The organism is Streptomyces sp. NPDC020747, assembly GCF_044334695.1.
GTDB lineage: Bacteria > Actinomycetota > Actinomycetes > Streptomycetales > Streptomycetaceae > Streptomyces.
The window spans coordinates 132,778-149,191 of record NZ_JBIRTJ010000012.1; the positions used below are offsets into that span (position 1 = coordinate 132,778).

At 70.0% G+C, this 16,414-nt stretch carries 18 protein-coding genes; 8 read left to right on the forward strand and 10 right to left on the reverse strand.

Annotated features, from left to right (window positions below):
- Positions 1–2: 2 nt before the first annotated feature.
- Positions 3–788 carry an SDR family oxidoreductase gene (locus ACH4YP_RS29400; protein WP_398493546.1) on the reverse strand — a complete coding sequence of 262 codons (786 nt, stop codon included), beginning with the start codon at positions 786–788 and terminating at the stop codon, positions 3–5.
- 128 nt (positions 789–916) lie between these two features.
- On the opposite strand from ACH4YP_RS29400, the gene ACH4YP_RS29405 reads away from it, so the two are divergent.
- A complete protein-coding gene (locus ACH4YP_RS29405; protein ID WP_361061096.1) occupies positions 917–1,426 on the forward strand; it encodes a helix-turn-helix domain-containing protein in 510 nt (169 codons plus the stop codon).
- 76 nt (positions 1,427–1,502) lie between these two features.
- On the opposite strand, the gene ACH4YP_RS29410 is transcribed toward ACH4YP_RS29405, so the two are convergent.
- Together ACH4YP_RS29410 and ACH4YP_RS29415 are read right to left on the reverse strand one after the other, a co-directional pair.
- Positions 1,503–2,285 carry an SDR family NAD(P)-dependent oxidoreductase gene (locus ACH4YP_RS29410; RefSeq protein ID WP_398493548.1) on the reverse strand — a complete coding sequence of 261 codons (783 nt, stop codon included), beginning with the start codon at positions 2,283–2,285 and terminating at the stop codon, positions 1,503–1,505.
- A 70-nt stretch (positions 2,286–2,355) separates the two neighbouring features.
- Entirely contained in the window at positions 2,356–3,480 is a 1,125-nt protein-coding gene (locus ACH4YP_RS29415; protein WP_398493819.1) for a sigma-70 family RNA polymerase sigma factor, read from the reverse strand.
- A gap of 82 nt (positions 3,481–3,562) precedes the next feature.
- On the opposite strand from ACH4YP_RS29415, the gene ligA reads away from it, so the two are divergent.
- The 3 genes from ligA (at position 3,563) to ACH4YP_RS29430 (ending at position 6,752) form a co-directional block, all read left to right on the forward strand.
- Positions 3,563–5,680 carry an NAD-dependent DNA ligase LigA gene (gene ligA, locus ACH4YP_RS29420; protein ID WP_398493550.1) on the forward strand — a complete coding sequence of 706 codons (2,118 nt, stop codon included), beginning with the start codon at positions 3,563–3,565 and terminating at the stop codon, positions 5,678–5,680.
- A 120-nt stretch (positions 5,681–5,800) separates the two neighbouring features.
- Entirely contained in the window at positions 5,801–6,268 is a 468-nt protein-coding gene (locus tag ACH4YP_RS29425) for a hypothetical protein (protein ID WP_398493552.1), read from the forward strand.
- 1 nt (position 6,269) lies between these two features.
- Positions 6,270–6,752 (forward strand): pyridoxamine 5'-phosphate oxidase family protein, encoded by a 483-nt coding sequence (locus ACH4YP_RS29430; RefSeq protein ID WP_361061086.1) that lies wholly within the window; start codon positions 6,270–6,272, stop codon positions 6,750–6,752.
- 19 nt (positions 6,753–6,771) lie between these two features.
- On the opposite strand, the gene ACH4YP_RS29435 is transcribed toward ACH4YP_RS29430, so the two are convergent.
- Positions 6,772–7,644, reverse strand: a complete 873-nt coding sequence (locus tag ACH4YP_RS29435; RefSeq protein WP_398493820.1) for an endonuclease/exonuclease/phosphatase family protein — start codon at positions 7,642–7,644, stop codon at positions 6,772–6,774.
- Between the two features lie 421 nt (positions 7,645–8,065).
- Between ACH4YP_RS29435 and ACH4YP_RS29440 the strand changes: the two genes are divergently transcribed.
- Entirely contained in the window at positions 8,066–8,356 is a 291-nt protein-coding gene (locus tag ACH4YP_RS29440) for a zinc-ribbon domain-containing protein (protein ID WP_361061128.1), read from the forward strand.
- Positions 8,357–8,644: 288 nt separating this feature from the next.
- Here ACH4YP_RS29440 and ACH4YP_RS29445 read toward each other — a convergent pair whose 3' ends face one another.
- The 5 genes from ACH4YP_RS29445 to ACH4YP_RS29465 form a co-directional block, all read right to left on the reverse strand.
- Positions 8,645–8,803 carry a hypothetical protein gene (locus ACH4YP_RS29445; RefSeq protein ID WP_361061082.1) on the reverse strand — a complete coding sequence of 53 codons (159 nt, stop codon included), beginning with the start codon at positions 8,801–8,803 and terminating at the stop codon, positions 8,645–8,647.
- A 38-nt stretch (positions 8,804–8,841) separates the two neighbouring features.
- Entirely contained in the window at positions 8,842–9,705 is an 864-nt protein-coding gene (locus ACH4YP_RS29450; RefSeq protein WP_398493554.1) for a DUF3592 domain-containing protein, read from the reverse strand.
- Positions 9,706–9,750: 45 nt separating this feature from the next.
- On the reverse strand, positions 9,751–10,845 hold the full coding sequence (locus ACH4YP_RS29455; RefSeq protein ID WP_398493556.1) for a hypothetical protein: 1,095 nt from the start codon (positions 10,843–10,845) through the stop codon (positions 9,751–9,753).
- A gap of 129 nt (positions 10,846–10,974) precedes the next feature.
- A complete protein-coding gene (locus ACH4YP_RS29460) occupies positions 10,975–11,817 on the reverse strand; it encodes a carbohydrate ABC transporter permease (RefSeq protein WP_398493558.1) in 843 nt (280 codons plus the stop codon).
- Positions 11,807–12,292: a carbohydrate ABC transporter permease gene (locus tag ACH4YP_RS29465; RefSeq protein WP_398493560.1), complete on the reverse strand. Its 486-nt coding sequence runs from the start codon at positions 12,290–12,292 to the stop codon at positions 11,807–11,809. The genes ACH4YP_RS29460 and ACH4YP_RS29465 overlap by 11 nt, the downstream gene beginning before the upstream one ends.
- A gap of 178 nt (positions 12,293–12,470) precedes the next feature.
- On the opposite strand from ACH4YP_RS29465, the gene ACH4YP_RS29470 reads away from it, so the two are divergent.
- The gene (locus tag ACH4YP_RS29470; RefSeq protein WP_398493562.1) at positions 12,471–12,635 is read left to right on the forward strand and encodes a hypothetical protein; all 165 of its coding nucleotides are present in this window, start codon (positions 12,471–12,473) and stop codon (positions 12,633–12,635) included.
- Between the two features lie 56 nt (positions 12,636–12,691).
- Positions 12,692–14,311, forward strand: coding sequence for a glycoside hydrolase family 13 protein (locus ACH4YP_RS29475; protein ID WP_398493564.1), 1,620 nt, complete (start codon positions 12,692–12,694; stop codon positions 14,309–14,311).
- On the opposite strand, the gene ACH4YP_RS29480 is transcribed toward ACH4YP_RS29475, so the two are convergent.
- On the reverse strand, positions 14,301–15,065 hold the full coding sequence (locus ACH4YP_RS29480; RefSeq protein WP_398493566.1) for an NADP-dependent oxidoreductase: 765 nt from the start codon (positions 15,063–15,065) through the stop codon (positions 14,301–14,303). The genes ACH4YP_RS29475 and ACH4YP_RS29480 overlap by 11 nt on opposite strands.
- 158 nt (positions 15,066–15,223) lie before the next feature.
- Between ACH4YP_RS29480 and ACH4YP_RS29485 the strand changes: the two genes are divergently transcribed.
- Positions 15,224–16,390, forward strand: a complete 1,167-nt coding sequence (locus tag ACH4YP_RS29485; RefSeq protein WP_361061069.1) for an acyl-CoA dehydrogenase family protein — start codon at positions 15,224–15,226, stop codon at positions 16,388–16,390.
- The last annotated feature ends 24 nt before the right edge of the window (positions 16,391–16,414 follow it).

Genomic DNA, 16,414 nt, shown 5'->3' on the forward strand with positions numbered 1-16,414 from the left:
GGTCAGACGGTCGGGGTGGTTCCGCCGTCGATGACGTGCTCGGCGCCGACGATGGCCGAGGCACGGTCGGAGACGAGGAAGGCGACGAGTTCGGCGACTTCCTCGGGCCGGTTGGGGCGTCCGAGCGGGATGCCGCCGAGGGAGTCCATGAGCCGGCCCAGCGCCGCTTCCTCGGTGATGCCCGCCTCGTGGGCGATCCGGGCGACGAGGTCGTCGGCGGCCGACGTCTGGACGAAGCCGGGCGAGACGGAGTTGACGCGGACGCCCTGCGGGGCGACCTCGTTGGCCAGGCCCTTGCTGTAGGTGGTCAGGGCGGCCTTGGCGGCGGCGTAGGCCAGGGTTCCGTTCCACAGCGGCATGCGGCGCTGGATCGAGGTCACGTGCACGATCGCACCCTTGCCGCCGGCGATCATGTGCGGCAGGAGAGCACGGTCCAGACGGACGGCGGCCAGCAGGTTCGTGTTCAGCTCCCTGGTCCAGTCGTCCTCGCCGAGAGCCGCGAAGCCACCGGCCGGCGCCTCGGATCCGCCGAGGGTGTTGACGAGGATGTCGACACCTCCCAGACGGGCGTCCACCTCCGCAGCCACGTGGGCGGCGCCTTCGGCGGTGGACAGGTCGGCTCCGACGAAGGTCTTCTCCTCGACGTCGTCGGGGCGGCTGCGGGCGGTGACGAGCACAGTCGCACCGGCCTGGGCGAGGCGTCGGGCGATGGCGGCTCCGGTGCCTTTCGTGCCGCCGGTGACCAGGGCGCGGCGGTCTTCGAGGGATTCACTGAGGGGTGTGGTCACGGTGTTCCATTTCCAGGTGGGGGCATGCGAGATCCGGGGGCCGGCATGGTGCGCCGCCGCCCCCGGTTCAACTGCTAAAATAGAAGCTACTAACTTCGACTTTAGCAGTAACTGAAGGGACGGTCGCCGTGGCAAGCCGGATCAGGCTGGAGGACCGGGAGTGCCCGCTGTCCACGACGGTGCAGCACGTCGGCGAGTGGTGGACCTTGCTGATCCTCCACGACGCCTTCGACGGCTACAGCCGTTTCGACCAGTTCCAGGAGAACCTCGGCATCTCCTCCAGCATGCTCACCACCCGGCTCAAGACCCTCGTGGAGGACGGGCTGCTGGAGCGTCGTCCCTATCAGACCAACCCCGTCCGCCACGAGTACGTGCTCACCGAACTCGGGCACTCCCTGCGACCGGTGATCGTCACCCTGGCCGCGTGGGGCAACTCCCGTCTCCCGGAGGCGGAGCGCAGCATGATCCTCGTCGACGCGCACAGCGGCCAGGAGGTCGAGCCCGTCGTGGTCGACGCGAGGACCGGCCGTCGGCTCGACGACAGCGACGACTATGTCTTCGCGGCGGGGCCCGCGGCGAGCGATGCTATGCGCAGCCGCTATGTGGCGCGGCCGGGGAGCCCGGCTGAGGAGGCGTAAGGCGAGGGCGCCCGGCCGGGGCTCTCGTGTGGGCGCGGCGCGCGGCCGGTGGGGGCTTCCTCATGCGCCGGACGCCTCAGCTCGTGAACATCGCCGTCCCGTTCACCCACGTCCCGGTGACCGCCCCGGCCCGCCCCGAGGCGAGGAACGCGGCCAGTTCCGCGACCTCCTGAAGCCGCGGTGACGCGGGAAGCATGCGCAGGCCGTCCAGCGTGTCGAGGATGCCCCGCAGTGCCTCGGGGCTCGCCATCGCCGGGTTCACGGCGCCCAGCTTCTCCGGTGTCAGGGTCTCCGGTACTCCGGCCACCCACAGCCCGAGCGCCCGTACGCCCTTCGGTCCGAGCTCCTGTGCCAGCGCGCGGATCAGCGTGTCGATCGCCGCGTCCGCGGGGCACGTACCGCCCATCATCGGACTGGCGTGCGCGGAGCCGCTGTTGAGGGCGAGGATCACGCCGGAGCCCTGCTCCGCCATGCGGCGGCCGGCGGCCCGGGCGGTGACGAAGTTGGTGGTGACGCCGGTGGTCACCGGGGCGGTGTAGTCGGCCACCGACATGTCCACCACGGGCGTGCCCTGCACGTCGTTGCGGGTGATGAGGTTGAACGAGATGTCGACCGAGCCCACCTCCGCCAGCACGGTGTCGGCGTGCTCCTCCACCGACCGCTCGTCGAGTGCGTCGACCACGGCCACGTGTGCCCGGCCGCCCGCCGCCTCGATGTCCTTGGCCACCGCCTCCAGCGTGGCGGCCGTCCGCCCGGCGAGGAAGACGCGGGCGCCCTCGCGGGCGAAGGTGCGGGCTACGGCGCCGCCGATGTTCCCGCCGGCGCCGTAGATGATCGCGTTCTTGTCCTGCAGCAGCATGATGGCTCCTGGTCCGCAGCTGTCGTGATCCGAAGATGTCGGCCATACAGACGCACGGCGAGCGCGTCAGTCATCGCTCCTGGTCGGAAATTTTCAGCGGCAGCCCGAAAGCCGGCAACAGGTGCGGCTCGAACGTGGTGATCTCCGCGATGCGGCCGTCCTCGATACGCAGGACGTCCAGGGTCTGGGCGCGGTAGACGGTCGTCCCCGGCCGCTGGACGTAACCGCCCATCGCCGGCAGCCCGTTCGCCCAGGTCGGCAGGTGCCGCCACCGGCCGAAGTACATCGGAGAGGCCGGGTCGAGAGTCTGGCCGACGAAGGCGAGAATCGCGTCGCGTCCGGCGAACCAGAACGGGTTCGGCGGCATGGTGAGCTTGGCGTCGGCGGCCAGCAGCTCCGCCATCGCGGACAGATCGAGCCGCTCGGCCGCGTCCCGGTAGCGCTCGACCACCTCGCGCTCCTCGCGGGTCGGCGCGGCCGTCGGGGCCCATTCCGTACGGCGGCCCGCGGGGAGGTGCTCGCGCAGTGCGGGCCGGGCGCGCTGCAGGGCGCTGTTGACGGAGGCGGTGGACAGCTCCAGCAGGCCGGCGGTCTCCGTGGCCGGCAGACCCACCACGTCCCGCAGGATCAGTACCGCCCGCTGCCTCGGCGGCAGATGCTGCAGCGCGGCGAGGAAGACCAGCTCGACCGTCTCCCGCGACAACGCCTGCGACTCGGGGCCCGCCTCCTCGGCGGGGATGTCGGCGAGCAGCTCGTCGGGGTACGGCTGCAGCCACTCGATACGTGTCGGCGGCTCGCCCTTGCCGTGTTCCATGCCGGGCAGCCGCTCGTACGGACGCGGGGTGCGCTGGTGGCGGCGCAGGTGGTCCAGGCAGGTGTTGGTGGCGATGCGGTACAGCCAGGTGCGTACGCTCGCCCGGCCCTCGTACGCCTCCCGGTTCCGCCAGGCCTTCAGGAACGTCTCCTGGACCAGGTCCTCGGCTTCGTCGTACGAGCCGGTCATGCGGTAGCAGTGCACCTGCAGTTCGCGGCGGTACGGCTCCATGAGGTCGGCGAAACCGGAGTCGGAGTCGGTCTGCTGCGGCACGACGGAGCCTTTCGGGCGGCGACTCGGGGCTGATGCGCCGTCATTGTGCCAGCCGGGAGGCGTCGCGAGTCGGATCGGGCCGTGGCACCGTGGGCCCAGCGCGCGCATCGGGCTCACCGAGGCGGCTGAATGCATGGACGGGTACGTCGCCACCGGGGCGTTGTCAGTGGTGGGAGGCAAGATGACAGGCATGACGACACCAGTTGCAGTGATCGTGGATGCCGCCGCCTACGCGCAGGCGGTCGAGGACGCCGTGAAGGCTTCGGCCGCCTACTACGCGGGCGGCACCTCGGTGCTGGACGACGACTCCTACGACCGGTTGGTGCGCGGTATCACGGCATGGGAGGCCGATCATCCCGACGAGGTGCTGCCCGAATCCCCGAGTGGGAAGGTCGCCGGAGGCGCGGTGGAGGGGGACGTGCCGCACACGGTGGCGATGCTCAGCTTGGACAACGTGTTCTCGGCCGAGGATTTCACCGCCTGGACGGCGTCGCTGGCCCGGCGTATCGGCCACGAGGCTGAGCGGTTCAGTGTCGAGCCGAAGCTGGACGGTCTGGCGATCGCGGCCCGCTACACGCGCGGGCGTCTCGACCGGTTGATCACTCGGGGCGACGGGACGGCCGGGGAGGACGTGTCGCACGCGATCGGCACGATCGAGGGACTGCCGCGGGAGCTGGCCGAGCCGGTGACCGTGGAGCTGCGCGGTGAAGTACTGATGACCACCGCCCAGTTCGAGCACGCCAACGAGGTGCGCACCGAGCACGGCGGGCAGCCGTTCGCGAACCCGCGCGGCGCCTCGGCGGGCACTCTGCGGGCCAAGGAGCGTGCCTACACGGTCCCGATGACGTTCTTCGGCTACGGCCTGCTGCCTCTCGCCGACACCGAGGCGGAGCTCGCGGAGCGGCTGGGCGAGAGCGCGCACAGCGACCTCATGGTGCGGGCCGCCGGGCTCGGGGTGAACACCACCGCCACGACCGCCGTGCCCGGCGTCACCGCGGAGACGGCCGAGCAGGTGCTGGACCGGGTGCGGGAGATCGCCGCGCTTCGGGCCGAGTTGCCGTTCGGGATCGACGGCATCGTCATCAAGGCGGACCTGGCGGCCGACCAGCGGGCCGCCGGTTCCGGTTCGCGCGCCCCGCGCTGGGCGATCGCCTACAAGCTGCCCGCCGTGGAGAAGATCACCCGGCTGCTGGAGGTGGAGTGGAACGTCGGCCGCACCGGCATCATCGCCCCGCGCGCGGTGCTTGAGCCGGTGGAGATCGACGGCGCCACCATCACGTACGCCACCCTGCACAATCCGGCCGACATCACCCGCCGCGATCTGCGCCTGGGCGACCACGTCATGGTCCACCGGGCCGGCGATGTCATCCCCCGCATCGAGGCCCCCGTCGCCCATCTGCGCACCGGTGCCGAACAGACCATCGTCTTCCCCGAGGTGTGCCCGCGCTGCGGGGCCGGCATCGACACCAGCGAGCAGCGCTGGCGCTGTGAGAACGGCCGCAACTGCCACCTGGTCGCCGCCCTCTCGTACGCGGCGGGCCGCGACCAGCTCGACATCGAGGGCCTGGGCCACACGCGCGTCGTGCAGCTCGTCGAGGCGGGGCTGGTCACCGATCTCGCCGATCTGTTCTCCCTCACCCGCGACCAGTTGCTGAGCCTGGAGCGGATGGGCGAGACCAGCACCGACAACCTCCTCGCCGCGCTCGGCACGGCGAAGGGGAGACCGCTGTCCCGGGTGCTGTGCGCGCTCGGGGTCCGCGGCACCGGCCGGTCCATGTCCCGCCGTATCGCCCGGTACTTCGCCACGATGGACCACATTCGCGCCGCCGACGCCGAAGCCATGCAGCAGGTGGAGGGCATCGGCACGGAGAAGGCTCCGTCGATCGTCGCCGAACTGGCCGAACTGGCCCCGCTGATCGACAAACTCGCCGCGGTCGGGGTGAACATGACCGAGCCCGGCGCGACCCCGCCACAGCCGGCCGCCGAGAGCGGCGAGGACAACGGCGGGGCGAGCGTCGAGGAGAAGGGCGAGGAGAGCGGTTCGAGCGAGGCGGCCGGTCCGCTCGCGGGGATGACCGTGGTCGTCACCGGTGCGATGACCGGGCCGCTGGAGAAGCTCAGCCGCAACCAGATGAACGAACTCATCGAACGCGCAGGTGGCCGCTCCTCCTCCAGCGTCTCCAAGAAGACCACCATGGTCGTCGCCGGTGAGGGCGCCGGCTCCAAGCGCGCCAAGGCCGAATCCCTCGGTGTCCGGCTCGCCACGCCCGACGAGTTCGCGGCCCTGGTCACCGACTTCGTCGAATGATCCCGCTGATCCCGTGCCCGACGGACCGGCATCGCTCGGCGCGGGACCGATGAGTTTCTCCCGCCGAGGTCGTCCTACATCCGATGAGCGTCGACGAGTGACAAGGAGGAGATGTTCACCATGGACGGATCGGCACGGCAGGAAGCCTTGGAGAGGCTGGACGTTCTGGTCGGCGAGTGGGTGGTGGAGGCCGAGTTTCCCGGCCTGGACCAGCCTGACCCGCCTTCCGCACGCAGTGTGTTCGAGTGGACCCTGGACAGACGGTTCCTGGTCCAGCGCACCGAGATCTCACTGGCCGAGGCCCCGGACAGCACGGCGATCGTCGCGACCGACCCGGAGACGGGCGCGTACACACAGCACTACTTCGACTCACGGGGTGTCGCCCGGCTGTACGCGATGAGCTTTGCCGACGGGGTGTGGCGGCTGCTGCGCGAGGCGCCGGACTTCTCACCGCTCGACTTCCGGCAGCGGTTCACCGGACACGTCAGCGACGACGGCACCACCATCCGTGGCACCTGGGAGACCTCGCACGACGACTCGACCACCTGGGAGCACGACTTCACACTCACCTACCGCAGGAGTCGTTGAGATGACAGTCAGCGGATCACCGGCCGAGGTCGGACGCAACATCGTCGATGCGAACAGGTACATGGTGCTCGCCACCGCCGACCGAGCGGGGATGCCGTGGAGTTCCCCGGTGTACTTCGCCCACCGGGGATACCGCGAGTTCTTCTGGGTCTCCTCGCCGCAGGCCACCCACTCACGCAACATCGCGGTACGCCCTCAGGTGGGCATCGTGGTCTTCGACTCCTCGGTGGCGATCAGTACCGGGCAGGGTGTGTACATGTCCGCCGTCGCTGCCGCGGTGGACGTCGCGGACGCGGAGGACGCGATCGCCGTCTTCTCCCGCCGGTCGGTCGCGCATGGCGGCCGGGTGTGGACGGCCGGGGACGTCCAAGACGCGCAAGGCGTCTCGGGTGTCGCCCTCTATCGCGCGGTGGCCGAGGAGCATTCGATGCTCGCCAAGGACGGCCGGCCGGATCATCGGGTGCCCGTCCAGCTCGCTGTCTGATCGCCTGCGTGCGGCAGGTTCAGGGCTCGAACCTGATGCCGGCGGCGACCGGGAGGTGGTCGCTGCCGGTGGCGGGCAGGGTGCGGATGCCGGTGACCGCCATCGAGCGGGTCATGACGTGGTCGATCCGGGCGACAGGGAAGGCAGCGGGCCAGCTGAAGGCGAAGTTGCGCCCTGCCGAGTCCATCTCCCCGGTGACCGGGTCCAGCCCGCGGTCGTCCACCGTGCTGTTGAGGTCGCCCAGCAGGATGACCTTGGCCAGCTTCTCGGCGGCGATGGCGTCCCCCAACAGGCCGGCGCTCTCGTCCCGCCACCCGGAACTCAGGCCGTTCCATCGGATGCGGACCGAGGGCAGGTGGGCGACGTACACCGCGATGTCGCCCTGTGGTGTGCGTGCCGTGGTTCGCAGGCCGCGGTTCCAGCGCTCCGGGATCCCCTCCGGTTTGATGTCCACCGGCCGGACGTCCGACAGCGGGTACTTCGACCAGAGTCCGACGGTTCCCTCGACCGCGTGGTGGGGATAGTCCGACGCCAGGGCCGACTCGTAGGCCGGCAGTGCGGAGGGCGTCAGCTCTTCCAGGGCGATCACATCCGGTGCGGCCTCGATCAGGTCTCTCGCGGTGCCCGCGGGGTCGCTGTTCTCGTCACTGACGTTGTGCTGGACAGCCGTGATGTCGCTCGCGCCGCTGTCCTCGTCGGCCGGCACCAGCCCACCGAAGAGGTTCCCCCAGACCGCCACGGGCAGCAGCAGGGCCACCAGGGCGAGGGCCGAGCGGCGCAGCAGCGCCAGGACGAGCAGCAAGGGAACGGTCAGGCCGAGCCAGGGCAGAAACGTCTCCAGCAGGCTGCCGAGACGGCCCACCGCGTTGGGTACGACGGAGTGGAACGCCATCAGCCCGGCGGTCAGCACGGCGAGCGACGCCAGAACACGCCCCCGCGCCCAGGGCGACCGGCCTCCCGCACCCTTGCCCCACGGCCGCCATTCGACGGCCCTCAACCACCGACGGACCGCCACACCCCTGGCCCCCGACGCCACACGGCTGTTCCCCTGCTCCCCCACGCCCCACCCATCTGCCCCGGCCCCGTCCCCGCGCCACATCCATGAGCACGACGTGCCCAGTACGACGCACAGTCCGAAGATCAGGTTCCGGACAGCAGGCGAGGAATCTCGCAGCAGGCGACACTTCTGCTCTGCGAAAATATGGACGCCCTCCGCCGAACAGATCGACGTGCACGAGACTGTCCTGCGTGAGCGTGCCTCGTTGTTCGTCGGCGGTTTGTCGGCGGGCGTTGACCCGGGAGGAATCGACAGCATGATCATCTTTGGTACCAAGGGATATCTGTACCAGCTCGCGATACTGACGCTGGTGTGCGGGCAATGTGGTAATCCCTCCGCACACACGCTCAGGAAGCGCGTCACGAAGTTCACGCTGTTCTTCGTGCCGCTGTTCCCGTTCTCGACGAAGTTCCAGACGCAGTGCACCTTCTGCGGTGCGGAGCAGAAGGTGACCAAGGAGCAGGCGGAGCAGCTGCAGGCTCAGGGTGCGGGTGGCCAGGGCGGGCAGCCGTACGGGCAGCCGCAGCAGCAGCCGTACCAGTCCTGAATCGGGCCGGGAGCGAGGGCGCGGGCAGGTCGCCGGCCTGGGCGGATGGCGCCCAGGCCGGGTGCACCCGGCGGCCGACCGGGGTGAGGAAAAGGCAGTGTCGTGGCCGGCCTCGGAGCTACGACGCGATCGGGCGGTCCGACAGCTGGGCGAGCCTGGTGAAGTAGGCACGGTAGAGAGGCTCGTCGGCGGTCGGGATCTCAAGGGTGGCGCGCAGGTGGGCGGAGTTCGTCGTGCTCGCGTAGATCGGATCGTCGAGCTGCTCGACGCAGCCGAAGTGCGGCCGGGTCAGGCCACCCGTCGGTCGGCGAGCACGGCCAGGTCTGTGAAGTACACGCGGAGCATCGGCTCGTCGCTGCGCGGCACCCGGACCGCCCGCGCGGATTCGAACTCACCCCGGTCCACACGCACATGCGGGTTCTCGTGGTCGAACGTGAGTGGGTCCATGCGGGGAAGGTACCCCCGTGCACACCGCTCGTCCGGCATCACAGCAGCAGCACCGCCCCGACGACGACCGCCGCCACTCCGAGGAGCAGCGCCACGACGCTGAAGGCGGTGTCGAGCGAGCGTGAACGGTGTTCTGTCGCGAGGTCCGGGGTGAAGACGGCCGGATCGTCGGGCGTGTAGTGGATCGTGAGGTCCCGGCCGTGGGACTTCGTCGGGTCGGGCAGCCCGTCGGCGCAGTAGGCGGTGACGGCGGTGCCCTCGTGGGTGGTGAAGGTGATGACCGGCGTGTGGCTGGTAAAGGTGTCACCGTCGGCGTCGGTACTGGTGTCCGTGAGTACGGCGATGACGCGGCCCCGTACAGGGGGTTGGGAGGTCAGCGCGTCGATACGGCGGTTCACCACGCGTGCGTTCTGGGGCATGTAGCACACGCCTGACACGGTCCAGGGCACGCCGAAGCCGATCAGGGCCCACGGCCGGCCCCAGTCGATCGCGGCGAAGACCACCAGTCCGACGTAGATCAGGAAGACCGCGAAGTTCGGCCACCCGAGCCCGCGTCGGCCTGCCCAGAGGTCACCGACGAACCGGTAGGCGTGCGGTCTCCCGCGCGGATAGCGCACACCGATCTCCCGGCCCGTCCAGGCCACCGTGATCCTCTCCCCGTGGTCACTGTCGTTCGTCACGGTGAACTCCTGCCCGGTGGACGGGTCCTGGAAGGAGACGACCACGGGTATCCCGTCGTGCTGCGAGCTGCCGTGCCTGGGCTCGCGCACCCGCTCGATCCGTCCCATGACCCGGACCGCCCGCTGGGCCCGGGTCACTCCGGCCAGCGACAGGCCGTACCCGACCAGCGCGAAGGCGCCGAACGCTCCGCACCACAGCGCCAGATATCCCTGCAGCCCCATGTGTCTTCCATTTCTTGAGCGGGATGCGGCGCACCCCGGCGTCCGTCAGTGCGCCGGGGTGCGCCGCACCACCTTGCCCTGTACGTCCGCGTCCAGCGAGGCCCTGCCTTCGGGACCGGTGACGCCGACCCGGATGGTGAGCGAGCCGGTGAGGCGTTCGACGGTGACCTGCCAGGTCTGCGGGGAACCGACACCCAGGTCGGCCCTCGCCTCCTCGACCAGGGCCGGGAAGCGGTCGTACGGCAGGGAATCCGGGTCGAACGTCGGGGCCTGCGAGCCGGTGGGCGCGTACACGACCGACAGCAGCCGATCCTGTACGACGACGGTGAGCGCCGCGCGTGTGTCCGTGCCCCTGGCGAGTGAGCCGACGGCCTTGCGCAGCTCGCCCTTGTCGAGGAACGACTGGCCGGGGCCGAGGGCGACCGTGCCGGAGGCCGACGACATCACCGTGGTCGACGAAGACGAAGAGGCGGAGGAGGACGGGGAGACCGACGGCTTGCCGGAGGTGCCCTCGTCGTACAGGTCGGCGCGGAACAGCAGGACCACACCGGCCGCCGCGAGCAGCAGGCCGAGCAGCCTGACAAAGCCGACGGCAGAGCTCTCGGAGGGCTCGCTCACCAGGACCGGCCCCGGCGCCGGGTCGAGGCGGGCGCCGGCCACCCGCTCCTCCCACTCCGGCGTCGGCCGCTTCACGATCCTCACCCGCCACGGCCGGTCCGGCGGGTACTGGACCACCACGACGACGCCCGGCCGGTAGTCGGGCAGGTCCGCGAGGTTGACGTTCTGCGTGAACGCGACGCGGTACGCGGGTACGTCGTCCGGCGCGACCGTCAGATCGAACCGCACCGCCACGTCGCTCGTCGCCTCTCCCCCGACGGCCTCCCGACTCTCGACCATCGCGAGCGCGGTGCGCGGCACGACCGCCGCCTCCCGAACGCGCCTCGGCGCACCGGCGAGGAAGGAGAACAGGCCGTAGGCCGCGGGCAGTCCCACAGCCGCGGCACACAAGGGCACGCTCTCGATGACACAGCCGACGACGAAAGCAGCCAGGGACGCCCCGATCACACCGCCCGTGAGGAAGCCCAGGGCGACGGCGACGGGGGTGTTGCGCGTGGGCGGCGCGGCCGTGGTGATCGTCATACCGGGGATTGTGCCGGGCTCGGGTGACCGCCGGTAGATCTCCAAGCGTCTGCCTCCGGGGCTGCCGGGAACGAACTCATACGGGGAATGGGTGGGCCCGCACGAGGTGTCCTGACCTGGTGCCCGGCCTCACTTGAGGCCCGAGCGGGCCAGGCCCTCGACGAAGTGGCGCTGGGCGACGACGAAGACGGCCAGGACCGGCAGGACGGTCATGGTGGCGTCCGTCAGTCGGGTGTTCCACATGTCGCCCCCGTAGGCGTCGGTGAACCGGGTGAGTGCCTGCGGCAGCGTGAACAGTTCAGGCGAGGTGAGGTAGACGGTGGGTTCCAGGTAGAGGTTCCACGAGGTGAGGAAGGTCAGGATCGCGACCGCGGACAGCGCCGGCTTGGCCAGCGGCAGGAAGATCCGCCACCAGAGCGCGGGGCGGCCGAGGCCGTCCAGCCGGCCCGCCTCCTCCAACTCGGCAGGCAGGGCGATGAAGAACCGCCGCATGATGAAGGTGGCCAGGACGCCGGGTCCGGCCAGCGCGGTGACCAGGATCAGCGGCCAGTGCGTGTTGATCGTCCCGGCTCGCTTGAACATCTGGAACAAGGGCACGATCGTCACCTCGCTGGGCACCGGGAGGCCGGCCAGCACCACCAGGAACAGGGCGTTCGCGCCGGGAAAGCGGATCCGGGCGAAGGCGTACCAGGCGAGGCTGGAGACCAGCAGCGTGATCAGGGTGACCAGGACGGCGATGTAGACGCTGTGCGCGTACTGCCGGGCGAAAGGCCGGAAGCTGAACGCCTCGGTGTACGCGGACAGCGTGGGGTCGGCGGTCCACAGTGACGGCGGGGACTTGAAGATCTCGGGCAGCGGCTTCACCGAGGCCGCCACCATCCAGATGGTCGGCACGACGAACGGGATGGCCAGTACACCGAGCGCCGTCACCAGGAACACTCGCCGCAGGACGGATTTCGACCTACTGCTCATGGAACACCCACTTCCGGCGCAGCTGCCACTGCAGCAGGGTCAGCAGCATGACGAAGGACAGCAGCATCAGCGCCGGCGTGGAGCCGTAGCCGATGTGGTTGAACTCGAAGGCCTGCTGGAAGACGTAGTACACGAGCACCGTGGCGCTCAACTCCGGGCCGCCACTGGTCAGTACGGCGATCTGCGCGAACGACTGCAACGCCCCGACGATGGTGATGATCGAGGTCAGCAGCACCGTGGGTGAGATGAGCGGCAGGGTGATCCGGGTGAACATCACTCGGCTCCCCGCGCCGTCGATCCGGGCGGCTTCGTACAGGTGCGACGGCACGCCCTGCAAGGCGGCCAGGAAGAGCACCATGTTGACGCCGACGCTGCGGATCACCTGCGTGATGATCACCGACACCATCGCGGTGTCGCCGTGCTGGAGCCAGTTCGGCCCCCGTGATGCCGACCGTGTCGAGGACGCCGTTGACACCGCCGTTGTCCTGGAGCAGTAAGCCCCAGACCAGGGTCCACGCCACCACGGAGACGACGACCGGGGAGAAGAACAGGGTGCGGAAGAACGTCGCTCCGCGGAACCGCCGGTTCAGGAGTACGGCGAGCAGCAGCCCCAGGCTGATGTTCAGGACCACGACGCGACCGGCGTACGACAGGTGGACGCGGTCGGGCAGATCCGGCAGATCCCGGTCGCCAACGGCAAGGCGACGCTGACACTCGACGGCGTGCCACGGATCTACTACGGCCTCATACCGCGCACGGACAGCCAGGGGCATCACATTCTGGTGGGCGCCCGGCCGAGACGCTCCAACGGGTCTTGAACCGGCCGTCATCGTTGAAGAGCGCACACCGACAACCGGACCAAGGAGCGACACCCATGTCCCCCACCACCGCCCCCTGGTGGCGCAGTGCCGTCATCTACCAGGTCTACGTCCGCAGCTTCGCCGACGGCAACGGCGACGGCGTCGGAGACATCGCCGGCATCCGCTCCCGGCTGCCGTACCTCAAGTCCCTTGGTGTGGACGCCCTCTGGATCAACCCGTGGTACAAGTCCCCGATGGCCGACCATGGTTACGACGTGGCCGACTACCGCGAGATCGACCCGCTGTTCGGCACGGTCACCGAGGCCGAGCAGCTCATCGAGGAAGCACACGCGCACGGGATCCGTATCGTCCCGGACATCGTCCCCAACCACTCCTCCGACCAACATGCCTGGTTCCGGGCCGCGTTGGCGGCTGGTCCCGGAAGCCCCGAACGCGAGCGGTACGTCTTCCGCCCCGGCCGCGGCGTCGACGGCGCCCTGCCGCCCAACGACTGGGACTCCCGCTTCGGCGGCCCGGCCTGGACCCGGGTGACCGACGGCGAGTGGTACCTGCACCTCTTCACGCCCCAGCAGCCGGACCTCAACTGGCAACACCCGGATGTGCACGCGGAGTTCGAGTCCGTCCTGCGCTTCTGGTTCGAGCGCGGCGTGGACGGCTTCCGTATCGACGTGGCGCACGGCCTCGTCAAGGACCCCGAACTGCCGGACCTGGCGAAGGCGCGGCACGGTCAGGCACACCCCTTCTGGGACCGCGACGAGGTCCACGACATCTACCGTGCCTGGCGCAAGGTGGCCGACGACTACCCCGGCGACCGCGCCTTCGTCGCCGAGGCGTGGACGGACACCCCCGAGCGGCTCGCCGCCTATCTCCGCCCGAACGGCCTGCACACCGCCTTCAACTTCGACTACCTGATGACCGACTGGAACGCGAGGGACCTGCGCGCCGTCATCGACGACACCTTGGCGATGCTCGGCACGGTCGGCGCCCCGGCCACCTGGGTCATGTCCAACCACGACGTCATGCGCCACGCCAGCCGCTACGGTCGTAAGGCCGCCAGGAAATGGGTGGCCAACGAGTCCTACGTCCCCGCGGGCCCCGCCGACCTGGAGCTGGGAACCCGGCGTGCCCGCGCCGCCGCCCTGCTCACGCTGGCCCTCCCCGGCGGCGCCTACGTCTACCAGGGCGAGGAACTCGGCCTGCCCGAGGTCGAGGACCTGCCCGAGGAGGTCCTCCAGGATCCCGTCTGGGAGCGTTCCGGCCGTACCGATCGCGGCCGCGACGGCTGCCGCGTCCCGATCCCCTGGTCAGGACGGACCGCGCCGTACGGCTTCAGCCCCGAGGACGCCACCGCCGCGCCCTGGCTGCCCCAGCCCGCCGACTGGGCGCGGCGCACGGTGGAGGCCCAGACCGGTGACGAGACCTCCATGCTGGAGCTCTACCGCAGCGCCCTCGTGCTGCGCCGCCGGCACCCGGCCCTCGGTGACGGCGACCTGACCTGGCTGGACGCCCCCGACGGCGTCCTCGCCCTCCGCCGCGTACCCGGCTTCGTCTGCGTGGTCAACCTCTCGGCGGAGCCGTACCGGTTGCCCGAACACAACTCGGTCCTGCTGACCAGTGGTCCCGTCGAGAACAACCGCCTGGCCCCGGACCAGGCGGCCTGGCTCACGGTGTAGCGGGCCACACCCCGGAATCCTCAGTAGGTGACAAAGAGCCGTAAGGCATCGGGGCGTGGTGGACATTGCTGGGCATGAACGCGGATGAACGAAGTGAACGGCTGGAGCGGTTGTTCCGGCAGACCTTCCGCCGGGTGATGGCGTGCTGCCTGCGCCGGGCGAGTGAGGCGGCGGCGCACGACGCGGTGGCCGAGGTGTACGCGGTGGCCTGGCGCAAAAGGCGGCAGCTGCCCGCCGATGACGAGGAGGCGGTGCTGTGGCTGCTCGGCATCGCACGCCGGGCCTCGCGGGCCAGCTGCACGGCGATGGAGCCGACGCCGCCCGCGGCGCCGTGGATGAGTACGCTCTGCCCGGTGATCAAGTGGGCGTGGTCGAACAGGGCCTGCCAGGCGGTGAGCCCGGAGATCGGCAGCGCGGCGGCCGTGACGTGGTCGACATCGGCCGGGAGCGGGGCGAGGTTGCGGGCCTCGACCGCCGTGTACTGGGCCAGCGAGCCATTGCGGCTCCAGTCGGTCAGACCGAACACGCGCTGCCCGACCGTCAGGCCGGTGGTGCCGTAGCCGAGCTCGGTGACCACGCCGGACAGCTCGTGGCCGGGCACGCTCGGGGTCCGGTCACGACCGGCCCGGTCGGTCCAGGTGGCGGGCCAGTCCAGCTCGCCCAGGGTGAACCCGGCCGCGTGGACCTCCACGATCACGTCGTTCTCGGCGGCGTGCGGGTGGGCCAGTCTCTGACTCCGGTCACCCACAGCCACACACGTCCCCGGCCACGCACGAAAGCGTGCCCCGGGCGGGAGTCGGCTTGCTGCCGGACCTCTGTCGAGAACAGACGCCGCACTGTACATTTTGGTCTGACCTTTGGCATGTTTCGGGCTCGTCGAGGACGCTCAGGCGTCTCGGAGGTGTACCGCACGTGGACTTCCAGCTGACCGAGGACCAGGAGACGATCCGCAAGGCAGTCGCGGGGCTGCTCCGTGACTTCGACGACGACTACTGGATGCGCAAGGACCAACAGCACGAGTTCCCGGACGAGTTCTACGCCGCCGTCGCCGACGGTGGCTGGCTGGGGCTGACGATTCCGGAGGAGTTCGGCGGCCACGGGCTCGGGATCACCGAGGCCACGCTCCTGCTTGAGGAGGTCGCCCGGTCGGGCGGCGGCATGAACGCGGCGAGCGCCATCCATCTGAGCATCTTCGGCATGCACCCGGTGGTCGTGCACGGCTCGCAGGAACTCAAGCAGCGCACCCTGCCGCGCATCGCCACCGGCGATCTGCACGTGTGTTTCGGTGTCACCGAGCCGGGCGCCGGTCTGGACACCACGCGGATCACCACCTTCGCGCGCCGCGACGGCGACCACTACGTCGTCGACGGGCGCAAGGTGTGGATCTCCAAGGCCATGGAGTCGGAGAAGATCCTGCTCCTCACTCGCACCACACGTGCCGACGACGTGAAGAAGAAGACCGACGGCATGACGCTGTTCCTCACCGACCTGGACCGCGCGCACATCGACGTCCGGCCCATAGCGAAGATGGGGCGCAACGCCGTGACCTCCAACGAACTGTTCATCGACGGGCTGCGCGTGCCCGTCGCCGACCGGGTCGGCGAGGAGGGTCAGGGCTTCAAGTACATCCTGGACGGGCTCAATCCGGAGCGGATGCTGATCGCCGCCGAGGCGCTGGGGATCGGGCGGGTCGCGCTGGAGCGAGCGGTGCGGTACGGCAACGAGCGGGAGGTCTTCGGCCGGCCTATCGGCATGAACCAGGGGTTGCAGTTCCCGCTCGCGGACTCCCTCGCACGGCTCGACGCCGCCGAGTTGATACTGCGCAAGGCGACTTGGTTGTACGACAACGGCAGCCCGTGCGGGCGCGAGGCGAACACCGCCAAGTACCTGTGCGCGGACGCCGGGTTCGACGCCGCCGACCGGGCGCTGCAGACCCACGGCGGCATGGGGTACGCGGAGGAGTACGCCGTCGCCCGGTTCTTCCGGGAGGCCCGCCTGCTGAAGATCGCCCCGGTCAGCCAGGAGATGATCCTCAACTACCTGGGCTCGCACACCCTCGGCCTGCCGAGGAGCTACTGAGCCCCCACCCCGCATGCGACACCT